The organism is Cellulomonas chitinilytica (genome assembly GCF_016862675.1).
In the GTDB taxonomy this organism is placed as follows: domain Bacteria; phylum Actinomycetota; class Actinomycetes; order Actinomycetales; family Cellulomonadaceae; genus Cellulomonas; species Cellulomonas chitinilytica.
Genome location: NZ_BONK01000022.1, coordinates 1 through 14,667 on the forward strand (window position 1 = coordinate 1; position 14,667 = coordinate 14,667).

The following is a 14,667-nucleotide window of genomic DNA, read 5'->3' on the forward strand; positions in this document are numbered from 1 at the left end:
ACGACGACGGTGGCGGGGGAGAACGCGGTCCGTTCGTTCTCGGCGTCGGCGGGTCAGCTGGTGACGTTGACGGTCAGCGGGAACACGATCGATGAGGTCGATGTGGCGGTGCGCAGCCCGCAGGGCTCGACGGTGGGTGGGGGTGTGGTCCGCGGGCCCGAGCACTTCTTCGACACGATGACGTTGCTGGTGGACGGCACGTACACGGTGGTGGTCGATCCGCGCGAGCAGTTCACCGGGTCGTTGACGTTCCTGTTGACCTCGGTGGGGCTGACGCCCGTCGCCGGGCCGTTCCCCCTGCTCAACCAGTGGCCGGCGCTCCGCGACCGGCGGACACGCTTCCCGGCACCGCCTCAGCCTGTCAGCCCGGATCGCGCCGAGGTCGAGCGTGGCGGCCGGGCGAGTCGTGGCACGCCGATGCGGTTCGATCGGTCGAGCACCCCGATCTCGGGCCTGGTCACCGAGACACCGGTCGACCCAGCGGCCGCGACCGGGACACCGGTCGATCCGGCGGCGGTGACCGCGGCAGCCGTCGTTCCGTCGGTCGTGACGGAGGTCGTCGACGGTCGGCACCGGCTGTCGCTCACCGATGCCGAGCTCCTGGCGAACGACCGACCCGGCCCTGACGACGAGGCGACGCAGCGGCTGACCGTCACGGGCGTCACCGCGACGTCCGAGACCCATGGCACGCTCGATCGGACCGCCGACGGGACCATCCACTACACGCCGGAGGACGGCTTCCTCGGGCAGGCGAGGTTCGCCTACACGGTCTGTGACGACGGGACGACCGCCAGCGCCGCGGACTCGCAGTGCTCCGAGGGCACGGTCTCGGTCGTCGTCGTCCCGAACAGTCCGCCCACGGCGGACGACCAGCGGGTGACCACGGTCGAGGACACCTCGGTGCCCGTCGTCCTTGTGGGCGCCGACCCGGACGAGGACCCGGTCACCTTCGTCGTCGTCCGGCCGCCGGCGCACGGCAGGCTCGCCGGCACCCCGCCGCGGCTGACGTACACGCCACCTACGGACTTCACCGGCGCGGACAGCTTCACCGTGGCCGCCGACGACGGGCAGGACCTCTCGACGCCCGCCACGGTCAGCGTCACGATCACCGAGGTCAACGACGCGCCCGTGACGAGCGACGACGTCGCGTCCACCACACCGGGGGCGGCGCTGACCTTCGCCCCGACGACACTCACCGGCAACGACAGCGCAGGCCCGGCCGCCGAGCTCCGTCAGACGCTGACGCTCGACGAGGTCCAGGCGTCCGCCGCCACGCACGGGCAGGTGACCCGCCGCGGTGACGGCACCGTGACGTACACGCCGGCCGCCGGCTTCGAGGGGTCAGCCTCGTTCGAGTACGTGGCCTGCGACGACGGGACGACAGCCGGCGAACCGGACCCCCGGTGCTCCACCGGCCGGGTGGCCGTCGACGTCCGCGCCGACGCCCCACCGACCGCCGTCCCCCAGACGGTGACGGTCCCCGCCGGAGCGCCGACCGACGTGGTGCTGCGCGGCAGCGACCCCGAGGGCGACACGCTCACGTTCGCCGTCACGTCGCCCCCGGCGCACGGCACCCTCACCGGCACCCCGCCCGCCCTCGTCTACACGCCCGAGAGCGGCTTCGCGGGTACCGACGCCTTCACCTTCACGGTGAGCGACGCCCGCAGCACGTCCGCACCGGTCACGGTCACCCTCGTGGTCGTCCCGGGCGTCCCGCCGGTCATCGGGCCCGACTCCGCGGTCGTCTCCCCAGGCGGCTCCGTCCTCATCGACGTGCTGGCGAACGACACCGCCACCGCGGGCCTGGACCCCGGCACGCTCGAGGTCACCGTCGCGCCCGAACGTGGCACCGCGACGGTCGAGAACGGTGCCGTCCGCTACACGGCCGCCGCGGAGGGAACCGACCCGGCCGTCTTCGGGTACCGGGTGTGCGACACCCTCGGCGTGTGCGGTGAGGGCACGGTCCAGGTCCGGGTGCAGGGGCCGAACAGGCCTCCGGCTGCCGCCGACGACGAGTACGCGGTGGACGTCGACGGCACGCTGACCGTCCCGGCGCCCGGCGTGCTGGCCAACGACGCCGACCCCGACGCGAACGACGCGGTGCACGTCCGGCTCGTGACGGGCGTGGGTGCCGGGAACCTCCTGCTGGACGGTTCCGGCGCGTTCACGTACACCCCGGCCCCCGACTACGCGGGCCACGACTCCTTCACGTACCGGGTGGTCGACCGGGCCGGTGAGTCCTCGCCGCCCGCGACGGTGCGCCTGGCCATCACCCTGGACGGCCTGCTCGCCGGGGACGACTCGTACAGCGTCACCCGGGACAACGCCCTCACGGTGCCCGCACCGGGCGTGCTCGCCAACGACGTCGACACCCGCTCGAGCGGCGTCCTCACGGCCACGATCGAGTCCGGTCCTCAGCGCGGCACGGTCGCGCTCTCCGCCGACGGGTCGGTGGACTACACCCCGGACCCGGGCTACGTCGGGCCGGACTCGTTCACGTACACGACGACGACAGTCGCCGGGGTCACGTCACTCCCGGCACGGGTCGCTCTGGCGGTCACCGAACCCCCAGGACCGGTGCCGAGCATCTCGGGGCTCAGCCCCGCGGACGGTGGCCGCGTGACCGGCCCCGTACCCGTCACCGCGCGGTTCGCCCCGCCGGCGGGGCAGACCCTGGACCGGTGGGCGGTGTGGGTCCGCAACGTCGACGACGGCACCCCGACGATCCTCGCGGAGGGCGACGGCGCACCGCCGACCGAGCTCGGCACCTTCGACCCCACCACCGTGGCGAACGGCACCTACCAGATCCGGGTCGAGGTGACCGCCACCGGAGGCGGCGCCAGCACCGCCACGTCGACCGTCGTCGTCGCCGGCGACATGAAGCTCGGCGACTACGCCACGACCTACCTCGACACCGAGGCGATGCTCGGCGGCATCCCGGTGCAGATCCTGCGGACGTACGACACCACCGACCGGAGTCGCGGCGACTTCGGGACGGGATGGCGGCTGGAGCTGTCCAGCTACCACGCCGCGCCGAACGGCCGGCTAGGGCAGGGCGGCTGGTTCACCGAGGCCGCCGGGTTCCCGTTCACACAGCTGCAATTCCGGTCCACCGTCGCGCACTACGTGACGGTCACGTCCCCGCACGGCGGCGTCGAGGTGTTCGACCTGACACCGGAACCGTCGTCGCCGCTCCTCGGGCTCACCACGCCCGCCTACACGGCGCGCCCCGGCACGGGCACGACCTCGACCCTGGAGGACGTCGACTCACCGGTGCTCGCGCTGGGCGCCCGATCTCTGCGTGGTTTCCTCACCGGCGAGGTGTACGACCCGGAGGTGTTCCGGCTGACCACCAAGGACGGCACCGTCCTGCTCATCGACCGGTACGACGGCGTGCGCTCCATCACTGACCGCCTGGACAACCAGCTCGTCCTCGACGAGACGGGCGTGCACTCCGAAGGGGCCGCGATCGCGATCGACCGTGACGGCGCAGGTCGGGTCACCGCCCTGGTCGGGCCGAGCGGCGAGCGGACTGGGTACACCTACGACGCAGCGGGCAACCTCGGCACGTTCACCGCCCGCAACGGCGCGGTGGACAGGTTCACGTACGACGACCGGCACCGGCTTCTCGCCGTCGACGGCCCCGGCGGCCTCCGTCTGCGCACCCTGACGTACGGTCCCGACGGCCGGCTGGCCACGATCACCGACGGAGCCGGGAACACGCAGGACGTGTCGTCGGACGTCGACGGCCGTCAGGAGGTCACCACCTCGGCGTCCGGCCGGCTCAACACGATCAGGACCTACGGGACCGACGGGTTGATCGCAGCCGAGCAGCGGGTCGGAGACGGCGAGACGCGGACGACCCGTTACGAGTACGACGCCGAGACCCGCCTGACCCGGGTGACGTCGCCGATGGGTCGCACGACGGAGCTCGGCTACGACACCGCCAGCAACCTGATCACCTACCGGAACGCGCTCGGCGAGACGTGGACGTTCGCGTACGACGACCTGAACCTGCGCACGCGATCGACGAGCCCGGGCGGCGTCGTCGTCGAGTCCGCGACCTACGACCCCGACACCGGTGTTCCGCTCACGACGACCGAGCGCGGCGGGCTCGTCACGACGTACCACTACGACGCGGACGGCCAGGTCACCTCGGTGGACGACGACCGTGGCACGACCGCGTACACGTGGGACGCCGCCGGGAACGTCGAGACGGTGACCGATGCGGCCGGTGCCGTCACGTCGTACACCTACGACCCGTCGGGCAACGTCGCCACCGTCACGACCTTCGACGGTCGGACGCGCTACGAGCGCGGGTCGACCGGTGACGTGACCGCGATCGTCGCACCCGACGGGTCCACCCGCAGGTTCGACTACGACGCGTCCGGGCGGCTGAAGACGGAGACCGACCCCGCCGGCCGTTCCACGGGCTACACCTACGACCGCGCGGGGGACGTGGAGAGCGTCACGGCGCGGACCGGCGACGTCACGTCCTACGACTACGACGCCGACGGCTTCCTCACCTCGGTGACCTTCGCGGGCGGCGCGGCCACCACGATCGACAACGACGCCTTCGGCCGGCGCCACGCCGTCACCGACGCCGACTCGGTCGTCGTTCTGGGGTACGACGACGACGACAACCTGGTCGAGGAACGGACGACCGGCAACGGTGGTGACGGCAGGCCCGACGTGACGCTGTCGTACGCGCACGACGCGGCCTCGCGGCTGACCGGGCTGACCGGGCCCGGCGGGACCGTGACCTACGGCTACGACGCCGCCGGTCTCCTCGACGAGCTCGTCGACACGCAGGGCGGCACCTTCGGTCTCACCTACGACTCGGCCGGACGGCTCGACGAGCTGGCCCGCCCGAACGGCGTCGACGACGACCTCCGCTACGAGCCGCGTGGGCTCCTGGCGCGGGTGGCGACGTCGCCCGACGGAGTCGTCCAGTCGACCGAGTACACGTTCGACGGGCTGGGCCGGCGAGGGACGTCCACCGACGGCCAGGGCACGCACTCGTACGAGTACGACCCTGCGGACCGCCTGGTGACGGCGACCCACCCGGCGGCGTCCGGGCTCCCGGACGAGGCCTTCACCTACGACGCCGTCGGCGACCGGACGTCGTGGGCCGGATCCCCGGCCGCCACCGTCACCTACGACACCGGCAACCGGCTCACCTCGGACGGGACGTACGACTACGCCTGGGACGCCGAGGGTCGGCTGGTCTCCCGCCAGGAACGCGCCAGCGGCGACACCACGACCTACAGGTGGGACGGTGCCGGCCTGCTGGTCGGGATCGACCACCCGGACGGCACCGTCTCCACGTACCGCTACGACGGCCTCGGGCGGCGGACCGAGGTCGACGAGGGTGGAACGGTCCGCCGGTACGTCTACGACGGGTGGAACATCCACCTCGAGTACGACGGCACCGACACGCTGCGGGCGACCTACACGACCGGCCTGGCCACAGGCGAGATCTACTCGGTCACGCGCGACGGAGCCACGACCTACCCGCTCGTGGACGGGCTGGGGAGCGTCGTCGCCTGGACCGATGCCGACGGCGGTGTCGTCGGTCGGACGAGCTACGACGCGTTCGGCAACAGCTCGGCCTCCGGCACGGTCGACGACACCTATGCGTACACGGGGTACCAGCAGGATGCGTCGGGCCTCTTCTACGCCCGCTTCCGGTACTACGACCCGGCTGTCGGGCGGTTCCTCAGCGAGGACCCCGAGCTCAACCTCAACGTCTACGCCTACGCCGAGAACTGCCCGACCCAGTACATCGACCCGCTCGGCCGGCAGGCGACCAGCGAACGGATCACCATCGAGTGCAAGTCGACGTTCAACGCGATCGACGCGGCTCGCAAGATCAACGCGCTCAAGAAGGCATCGAAGGCCGGACTGCTCGTCCGGTCCGCCGGCCGTGCGAACACGGCGGTCCGGAAGGCCGCCGGAGCCGCTCAGGCCGCCTTCCGCAAGGGTCTGCCGGCGGGGGTCGACGCCGACCACATCATCGAGCTGGTCCTCGGCGGGGCGGCGGATGCCCTCTGGCCGTTGGACGCCTCGACCAACCGCAGCATCGGCGCGCAGATCGGCGCGGCCGTCAGGAAGATCCCCATAGGCACGAGGATCACGATCGCCACCGTAAATTGTTGACCATGCTCGACCGCCTCCAGCGTCACCTCGGCCTGGACGTCCGACGTCCCGACGGCGACGCGAGCGCCCGGACGCTCACCGGCCCGGACTCCCTGCTGCGGGCGTTCGGTGGCGCATCGTTCGGCGGTGGCGCCTACCGCATCCACGCGCCGCGCGACGTCGCTCGCCTGACCGCGATGGCCCGCGAGGCCTTCCCGGACCTCGGCCCGGGCACGACCTGCATCGGCTCGACCTGGTGCGGCGACCAGATCGCCGTGACGGACACGAGCGACGGGCCGACCGTCCAGGTTCTCGACATCGCGTGGGGCGAGGCGACCGACACAGGGCTGAACCTCGAGGGGTTCCACGAGCACCTGCTCGTGACCTCCACCGACGTGGTGCTGCACGTGTCGCTCTACCGAGCGTGGCGCCGTGCCGGGGGAGCCGTGCCGGGCCCCGACCAGTGCGTCGCCTTCGCGGTGCCCTTGTTCCTCGGCGGCGCCGAGGAGCTCGCGAACCTCGACCTGACGTCGCTCGACGTGACGTGGGGCGTGAACGGCCAGCTGCTCGCACAGGTGCGCGACCTCCCGCCCGGCACGGCCATCGGAGAGATCACCGTCGTCGGCCCGGACGACCCGCTCTAGTTGTACTGACCCGCAGCGTTGTTGACGCGGTCGATGGGTCGTTGGCCGCCGATGCCGAGGTGGGGTCGGTCCGCGTCCTTCTCCACCGACTCGATCGTCGCGGGGGCCAGGAGGCGGCATGCGGCCGCGCCGTCCGCGCCGTCGATCGCGGTGTAGAACGCGGTGGCTGTGCCCGCCGCCGCGGACGACGTCGGTGCGGCGAGCGTGCAGGCGCTCGTCGCGAGAGCGATCACCGCTCCCGCGGCGAGCCCGAGGCTCAGGCATCGTCGCAGGTCACGTCCGTGGGTCACCGGCCGATCGTAGGTCTGCGCCCTCCGAGGGGCGCGCCGAGCCAGGCGATCCCCACGACGGACCGCTCAGCCGCTGACCCGGTCCAGGTGCTGCAGCAGGTCGTGCGCGGCGAGCTCGACGTCCTTGTGCCGCCACTCGGACGCCCGGTACACGCAGGCGGTCAGCGCCGTGCGGTGCACCCGCCGGAAGTCACCGGCGACGAACGCGTACCGCGCTTTGGTCTCGTCGCTCGCGCCGTCGGTCAGCCCGAGGTGCCACGCGGCGTAGTCGTCCCACGAGTGCTTCTCGAGGTACGCGTTCTGTGCGTCCGCGTCCGGCTGGGCCTCAAGCCAGTCGCTGTCCAGCACGTACTGGTGCGCGTCGATCATCGAGCGGACGTGCGCCACGCCAGCAGGGTTCACCTCGTACGACGCCATCTCAGGCTCTCACTCCGGCTCGGCCCCGGTGGTATCGGTCGGGTAGATCTTGCGCGCCGGGACGTCCTGGTTGTCGCCCTGCGATCGACGGCTCGGCGAGATGTCGTCACAGGTCGCAGTCGCACAAGAAGCTGTACTCGACGACCTGCTCTCCCTCCTCAGGCCGGGCCCACGCCTCAGCCTCCGCCGGTGAGGCAAACCTGCGGCCGGCCAGCCGACCGTTCGCGAGCAGCACACCGACCTCAATCTGAGTCCGAGGGTCGTCGGGGTCGCCCTCGATCCATCTCTTCCGGTCAGCCACGCGGAGTCCCCCATCAGCAGTCGTCGCACTCATCGTGCGCGTCAAGACCTGGGTGGGCAACGCGGCCGGGCTGCTCGGGCGGAGCGCGACGGGCGCCCAGGCGCCGCTCGTCTGCTCACGGGATGCGGTGCATAGGCCCGAGGACGCGCGGGGTAGGTTGAAGGAGCCACACCACGCGAGTCACGTCGGTGTGGGGCAGACGTTGGTCCCCGCGTTTTCCCCACGAAAACGTCTCGCGAGGATGCTCGATGACGCACCTGGATGTGCGCTCCGGCGGTGCACCGTGAGGGCTACAACCGCAGATCATGCACGGTTTCGCCAGACGAGGCCGGGTGAACAAGAGCCGAGCAAGACGACCTCGGATTCTTCAAGGGGTCGCAGGTTCAAATCCTGTCAGCCCGACCGCCTCAGGCCTGGTGAGACGGTGTCTCACCAGGCCTGAGGCGTCTCTGGGGATGCCCAACCCCGCGTCTTGCCCGAGCTTCGGGGCCGCCCGCGGTGGCCCGCGGCAGGTCACGCACGCGACAGTGGGCATCGGTGTGCACCGCCGTCGCGTGTCGCGCAGCGGCTCGCACACCCGCGTGCATGAACACGAACACGCCACCCCCGCAGCCCTCGTGAGCTCGCCGCTCGACGGCCTCGAGCCGCTCCTGGGCAACGGCCCGCCCGGGTGACCCGCGGGTGGCGCCCTCGGACCTCTGGTCCGGTGCGGGGCCGCACCGATAGCGTGACGACCACCGAGGTCCACGTCGACCGGGAGGGCCGCCGCCATGCGATCCGTGGTCGTCACGGGCGCGTCGACCGGCATCGGCCGCGCGATCACTGCCGCGCTCGTGGCAGCACGCTTCCACGTCTGGGCGACGGTGCGCCGGCCCGAGGACGCCGCGAGCCTGCTGGCCGAGCACGGCGACGCGGTCACGACGCTCCTTGTCGACATCACCGACGAGGTCGCGGTGCACGCCGCGGGCGAGCAGGTCCGCTCGGCCGGACCGCTGTACGCCCTGGTCAACAACGCTGGCGCCGCACTGCCGGGGCCGCTCGAGCACCTGCCGCTCGACGTCCTTCGCCGCCAGCTCGAGGTGAACCTCGTCGCCCAGTTGTCGGTGACGCAGGCGATGCTGCCCGCACTGCGCGCGAGCCGCGACGCCGGCAGGGACGCGCGGATCGTGATGATCGGGTCGATCGGCGGTCGGATCGCCGGACCGGTGCTCGGCGCTTACAACGCGGCGAAGTTCGGTGTCGTCGGGCTGACGGGATCGCTGCGCGCCGAGCTCTCGCCGTGGGGCATCCGCGTCCTGCTCGTCGAGCCCGGCGCGATCGCCACACCGATCTGGTCGCGCGGCGCTGCCGCCGGACAGGTGGTCGCGGACGCGATGCCGCCCGATGCGATCGAGCGCTACCGCGGCCAGATCGACCGGGCCATGGCGAATGCGCGCCGCAGCGCGGTGCGCGGCGCGCCGCCCGAGCGTGTGGCCGACGTGGTCGTGCGTGCGCTCCTCGACCGGAACCCGGCACCGCGGCGCGTCGTGGGGCGGGACGCCCGGCTCGTCGCCGCGCTGGTGCGGGTGCTGCCGCACCGCGTGGTCTACCGCCTCACGGCGGCCCGCCGGTGAGCACGCTCGCCGGAGCCCAGCCCGGCGTGGCGCCCAGTCGGCGCACGCCACATCGACCGGAGTCCTGCCGATCGGAGGTGCTAGATCACGTACGACGCTCAGCGCCGGTCGTGCCCGCCGACGTTGGTGCGTTCGCCATGCTCCGGGCCTTTCGTCACGCCACTGGACACGATCCACGTCCTGCCAGACCGCGCGCGCTGGTGGTCGTAGCCGGCGGGTGACAGGCGGCATCTGCGGAGCGACACCAAGACGATCGGGGAGCCGAGGACGGGAATCGAACCGGCGCCGCCCATGTGAACACACCCGGCGCATGACGCGCTGACTGTACAGATGCATCCGTCGGGCGGCGGTGGTCACCCCGCGGGGCCGCGAGAACGCGCGCGTGACCGCGGCGACCCCATCGCGCGCACGACCGAGCGAGGCATCACCCGGGCCGCGCCCGACCCCAGCCGGTACCGCATGCTGGGCGTGGAGATGACGGCGCCGCGCCGGACGTCGGCAAGCGCGGTACCGACGACGTCGTCGGCGTGCAACCAGGCGATCTCGGGCAGCCACGTCATGTCGATGCCGGCCCGTTCGTGAAACTCGGTGTGGACGAACCCGGGGCACACGACCGTCGCGGTGACTCCGGTGCCCCGCAGCTCGACGGCGAGGCCCTCGGTGAACGTCCGAACCCACGCCTTGTGCGCGGAGTACGTGCCGAGGGTGATGAGCGCGGCGACCGACGCGACGTTGAGGATGGCACCGCGCCCGCGTGCGGTCATGTGACCGACGGCGGCGTGCGACAGGACCAGGACGCAGCGGACCATGAGGTCGAACACGGCCTCCTCGCGCACCGGGTCGCCGCCGACGAACCGTTGCCCGGGGGCGGCACCGGCGTTGTTGACGAGCAGCCCGACCGGCCGCTCGGTCGACCGGAGCCGCTCGGCGACGCGCTCGACGTCGTGGCGGACCGACAGGTCCACGACGAGGATCTCGGTGTGGATGCCCGCAACGGCGTGCAGCTGACCGGCGAGCCGCTCGAGCCGCTCGAAGTCCCGGTCGACGAGGACCAGGTCGTGGCGGGCGGTGGCGAGCTGCCAGGCGAACTCGAGCCCCAGCCCGGCCGCCGCCCCCGTGATCAATGCGGTGCCCACGACACCTACGGTAGAGCGGGCACCACGGTTGGCGTGGCCGGCGGGCGGTGAGGGCCGTGGTGGACATTCAGTGGACACTCGCCGCTCGCGGCGCGGGCCGCGTGCAGGTCGTGCCGGTCGTGGTCCTGGGGACGACCCGTTGTCGTGGTCGTCGCGTCGCGCGGTCCGCCCACCTCCGGGCGGCTGGGCCGATCGAGACGCCGGCGGAGTCCGTCGGCGTCGCCGTCGTGACCATCTATCGCTGGCGCAAGGCAATCCGCCTGCCGGTGCGCACGACGTGAGGAACCACCGTACTCACCGGCCCCGCAGGTCCTTGCGCAGGATCTTCCCGGACGACGACTTCGGGATCGTGTCGACGAACTCCACCTGCCGGACCTTCTTGTGCGGCGCGACCCGCTCGGCCACCCAGGTCATCAGCTCGGTGCCGTCCAGGACGGTGTCGGGGCGGCGCACGACGAAGGCCTTCGGCGTCTCCTCGCCGTCGGCGTCGGGCACGCCGATCACCGCGGCGTCCTGCACGTCGGGGTGGGTGAGCAGCAGCGCCTCGAGCTCGGCGGGCGGCACCTGGTAGCCGTGGTACTTGATGAGCTCCTTGAGCCGGTCGACGACGAAGAACGCGCCGTGGGCGTCGACGGTCACGATGTCGCCGGTGTGCAGGAACCCGTCGGCGTCGAGGGTGGCGGCCGTCGCCTCGTCGTCCCCGAGGTAGCCGAGCATCACGTTGGGCCCCTGGCACCACAGCTCGCCCGGGGCGCTCATCCCGTCTGCGGGCACGTCGATGTCCGCCCCGGTTGCGGGGTCCACGACCCGGCACGTCATGGACGGCACGAGCAGCCCGACCGAGCCGCGGGACAGGTCGTCGCGGTCCGCCGGGACCGCGTGCGAGACGGGGCTCATCTCCGTCATCCCGTAGCCCTGCACCACCCGGCACCCGAGCCGCTCGGCGACGGCGTCCGCGAGCCGCCCGTCGAGCGGCGCGGCCCCGGACAGGATCGTGTGGACGGTCGACAGGTCGTGCTCCGCGACGAGCGGGTGCTTGGCGAGCGCGAGCGCGATCGGCGGCGCGACGAACAGGTACGTGCACCGCTGCGCCGCGATCGTCCCGAGGAACTGCGCGAGGTCGAAGCGGGGGAGCGTCACGAGCCGGGCACGCACGCGCAGCGACAGGTTGAGCAGCACCGTCATCCCGTAGATGTGGAAGAACGGCAGGACGGCGGCGACCACGTCGTCGGGCCCCAGCCGGATGAGCCGCAGCGACTGGACCACGTTCGCGACGAGGTTGCGGTGCGTGAGCATCACGCCCTTGGCCAGGCCGGTGGTGCCCGACGAGTACGGGAGCACCGCCAGGTGCGTCGACGCGTCGACGGTGACGTCGGGTGCGGCGCGCCCCTCGGCGAGCAGGTCCGTGAGCGACGTGTGCCCGTCGGCGCCGTCGAGCACGACGACGCGCTCGTCGGGGATGCCGGCGGCCGCCGCGCCCGCGCGCATCGCGTCGAGCAGCACGGACACGGTCATGGCGAGCGTCGCGCGCGAGTCGGTGAGCTGGCGGCCGATCTCGTCGCCCGTATAGAGCGAGTTGACCGTCGTCACCGTCGCGCCGGCCCGCAGGATGCCGTGGAACACCGCGACGAACGCGGGGGAGTTGGGGGCGTGCAGTGCGACGACGTCGCCGGGGCCGATGCCGCGGGCGGCCAGCGCGCCCGCGACGCGCTCCGCCTGGACGACGAGGTCGCCGTACGTCGTCGACCGGCCGGACGGCCCGTCGACGACCGCGACGAGGGCGCGCTCCGCGTCGGTCAGGTCGGCGAACAACAGGTCGAAGACCGTCACGTCCGGGACGTCGACGTCGGGGAAGGGGCTACGGATGACCATCTCGGCTCCTCGGCGCGGGCACGCACGCCGATGTGCGCCACCGCACCCGCGACGGTACCGGGGGTGCGGCCCGCGCGCGCCCCGCTCAGCTCTTCAGCGTCGCCGCCGCGGAGCCGCTGAAGTTGCTGCGCACGACGACCTGCGCGGGGTTGGTGACGAAACCGCGCTGGTCGGCGAACCGGCCCCCGCCCTTGTTCGTCAGGTCGAACAGCCTCCCGCCGCTCGACGAGAACACCGTGAGGATCGCGTCCGGGTTGGTGCTCGTCGCCTCGATGGTGAGCAGCCCCTTCTTCCAGGTGGCCTTCGTGATCCGCACGACGTCAGCGGCCGGCGGGGCCCCGGGCGTCACGGTGACGGTCGTCGTCCGCGTGACGCCGAACCAGCGGGCCGTGATCGTCGCGTTCGTCGGCGCGGTCACCGTGGAGGTCGTCAGGTCGAACGTGCTCGTCGAGGTGTTCGCGCTGACCACGGTCTCCTGCGGGACCCGTGCGACGGCCGGCAGGCTGCTGGAGAGCTGCACGGCCGCCCCCTGGGTCATCGCGCCCGTGAAGCGCACGGTGCCGGTGGCGTGCTGGCCGCCGACGACCGACGCCGGCACGAACGACACCGACTGCAGAGACGGGCCCGCGGGTGTCGCGGCGTTCACCGAGAGGTTGTGGGTCCGGGAGATGTTGTCGGGCGTGGCGCCCATGATCTGCACGATCTCCGGTGGTGCCGCGGCGTTCGACGTGATCGTGAACGTGCCGCTGGTCTGCCCGGCCGGGATCGTGATCGACGCCGGCACCTGGGCCGTCGAGGGGTTGCTGGAGAACAGGCGGACGACCGTCGGGGTCGGGTCCGCGAACCCGAGGTCCACCGTGCCGGTCGTCGACTCGCCGCCACGCACCGAGTCCGGGTCGATCGACAGCGACCCGATGCTGCCGGAGGCCATCGCCGGGGCAGGGAGCGCGACGAGCAGCGCCCCCAGGATCGTCGTGCTGAGCAGGAGACCGAGGCGGCGCATCGCACATCCCTTTCGGACGACAGCGGCTCGCGGGTGCCGCCCGGGCGGTCGCCAGGTCCGTGCCGGCCCGAGGTCGGCGCCCTTCTCGGTGTACACGCGTCGGGGGGCCGCCAGGTTCATCGCGATCCCGGCGCTACCTCCGGATGACCCGCGGGCGCTACCGGGGCAGGACGGTCAGCACGCGCACCACGTGCTCGCGGAACTCCGCCATGGACGAGCGGCGAGGCCCGACCCCGCGTCACTCCCCGTCGTCGATGCGTGACGCGCGCCAGAGGATCGCGGCGAGGCGGCCGAGGGCGACGCGCAGCTCGTCGCCCTCGAGCACCTCGACGTCGAGCCCCAGGAGCGCCACCCAGCGTGCGAGCACGTCCGGGTCGTCGGCGCCGACGTCGAGCACACATGCGTCCTCGCCCAGTGGCTCGGCGGTGACGGGCATCGGCAGTCGGCGCGCGACGACCTCGGCAGGTGCGTGCACCAGAACCCGCGCCTGGTAGGGCCACGCCGCGACGCCCACAGCCCGCCGCACGGTGTCGACCGGGTCCTGGGGCAGGTCCCGCGGCGAGAAGCGCGCGCCGGTGGGCGGCCGCGGCTCCATGCGGTCCACCCGGAACACCCGCCAGTCGGCGCGCTCCAGGTCCCACGCCACCAGGTACCACCGCGCACGCCAGCTGACCAGGCGGTACGGCTCCACGTGCCGCGACGCCCGCGTGCCGTCATACCGCTCGTACGCGAACCGCAGGCGCTCGCGGCCGCGCACCGCCGCGGCCGCGGCGCCCAGCATCGAGGGGTCGACGGCGGCCGCCGGCCGGCCGGAGCCGCCCACGGGCACCGACGCCGTCGCCCAGCGCACTGCCTCCACACGCGAGCGCAGCCCCGCCGGCAGCACCTGCTCGAGCTTGGCGAGCGCGCGCAGCGACGGCTCCTCGAGCCCGGGGGCGCCCCCGCCCGCTCCCGCACGGAGGGCGGCAGCGACTGCCACGGCCTCGTCGCTGTCGAGCACCAGCGGCGGCATCGCCCCGCCGGCGCCGAGCCGGTAACCGCCGGCCACGCCCGGCCGCGACTCGACCGGGTAGCCGAGCTCGCGCAGGCGCGCGACGTCGGCCCGCACCGTGCGGGCGCTGACGCCGCAGCGCTCCGCGAGCTCGCCGGCGGTCCAGTCCCGCCGCACCTGGAGCAGCGTGAGCAGCTCGAGCAGCCGCGCGGACGTCGTGAGCACGCCGACGATCCTCGTCGCGAATGCGGAAGGAAACCAG

At 72.7% G+C, this 14,667-nt stretch carries 10 protein-coding genes; 3 read left to right on the top strand and 7 right to left on the bottom strand.

Translation table 11 applies throughout. From position 1 onward, the window contains the following. Positions 1-60 precede the first annotated feature (60 nt). Together Cch01nite_RS21865 and Cch01nite_RS21870 are read left to right on the top strand one after the other, a co-directional pair. Positions 61-6,159, top strand: coding sequence for an Ig-like domain-containing protein (locus Cch01nite_RS21865; RefSeq protein WP_203758635.1), 6,099 nt, complete (start codon positions 61-63; stop codon positions 6,157-6,159). A gap of 2 nt (positions 6,160-6,161) precedes the next feature. Further along, positions 6,162-6,782: a hypothetical protein gene (locus Cch01nite_RS21870; protein ID WP_203758636.1), complete on the top strand. Its 621-nt coding sequence runs from the start codon at positions 6,162-6,164 to the stop codon at positions 6,780-6,782. On the opposite strand, the gene Cch01nite_RS21875 is transcribed toward Cch01nite_RS21870, so the two are convergent. The 3 genes from Cch01nite_RS21875 to Cch01nite_RS21885 all read right to left on the bottom strand — a co-directional run bounded on the left by Cch01nite_RS21875 (position 6,779) and on the right by Cch01nite_RS21885 (position 7,790). Then, complete coding sequence (locus Cch01nite_RS21875) at positions 6,779-7,072, bottom strand: hypothetical protein (RefSeq protein ID WP_203758637.1); 294 nt, start codon at positions 7,070-7,072, stop codon at positions 6,779-6,781. The two genes, Cch01nite_RS21870 and Cch01nite_RS21875, sit on opposite strands and share 4 nt — an antisense overlap. Positions 7,073-7,138: 66 nt before the next feature. After that, a complete protein-coding gene (locus Cch01nite_RS21880) occupies positions 7,139-7,459 on the bottom strand; it encodes a hypothetical protein (protein ID WP_239071212.1) in 321 nt (106 codons plus the stop codon). A 136-nt stretch (positions 7,460-7,595) separates the two neighbouring features. Further along, entirely contained in the window at positions 7,596-7,790 is a 195-nt protein-coding gene (locus Cch01nite_RS21885) for a hypothetical protein (protein WP_203758695.1), read from the bottom strand. A gap of 770 nt (positions 7,791-8,560) precedes the next feature. On the opposite strand from Cch01nite_RS21885, the gene Cch01nite_RS21890 reads away from it, so the two are divergent. Then, a complete protein-coding gene (locus Cch01nite_RS21890; protein WP_203758639.1) occupies positions 8,561-9,403 on the top strand; it encodes an SDR family NAD(P)-dependent oxidoreductase in 843 nt (280 codons plus the stop codon). 353 nt (positions 9,404-9,756) lie between these two features. On the opposite strand, the gene Cch01nite_RS21895 is transcribed toward Cch01nite_RS21890, so the two are convergent. The 4 genes from Cch01nite_RS21895 to Cch01nite_RS21910 form a co-directional block, all read right to left on the bottom strand. After that, a complete protein-coding gene (locus tag Cch01nite_RS21895; RefSeq protein ID WP_203758640.1) occupies positions 9,757-10,539 on the bottom strand; it encodes an SDR family NAD(P)-dependent oxidoreductase in 783 nt (260 codons plus the stop codon). Positions 10,540-10,833: 294 nt separating this feature from the next. Beyond that, positions 10,834-12,411, bottom strand: coding sequence for an AMP-binding protein (locus Cch01nite_RS21900; RefSeq protein ID WP_203758641.1), 1,578 nt, complete (start codon positions 12,409-12,411; stop codon positions 10,834-10,836). Between the two features lie 85 nt (positions 12,412-12,496). After that, positions 12,497-13,414 carry a hypothetical protein gene (locus Cch01nite_RS21905; protein WP_203758642.1) on the bottom strand — a complete coding sequence of 306 codons (918 nt, stop codon included), beginning with the start codon at positions 13,412-13,414 and terminating at the stop codon, positions 12,497-12,499. A 238-nt stretch (positions 13,415-13,652) separates the two neighbouring features. Continuing rightward, entirely contained in the window at positions 13,653-14,630 is a 978-nt protein-coding gene (locus Cch01nite_RS21910) for a helix-turn-helix transcriptional regulator (protein WP_203758643.1), read from the bottom strand. Between the last annotated feature and the right edge of the window lie 37 nt (positions 14,631-14,667).

Bases quoted from the DNA above. Each gene is read 5' to 3' on its own strand.
- Cch01nite_RS21890 (WP_203758639.1), top strand. From the start codon at position 8,561: ATGCGATCCGTGGTCGTCACGGGCGCGTCGACCGGCATCGGCCGCGCG.
- Cch01nite_RS21900 (WP_203758641.1), bottom strand. From the start codon at position 12,411: ATGGTCATCCGTAGCCCCTTCCCCGACGTCGACGTCCCGGACGTGACG.
- Cch01nite_RS21905 (WP_203758642.1), bottom strand. From the start codon at position 13,414: ATGCGCCGCCTCGGTCTCCTGCTCAGCACGACGATCCTGGGGGCGCTG.
- Cch01nite_RS21870 (WP_203758636.1), top strand. From the start codon at position 6,162: ATGCTCGACCGCCTCCAGCGTCACCTCGGCCTGGACGTCCGACGTCCC.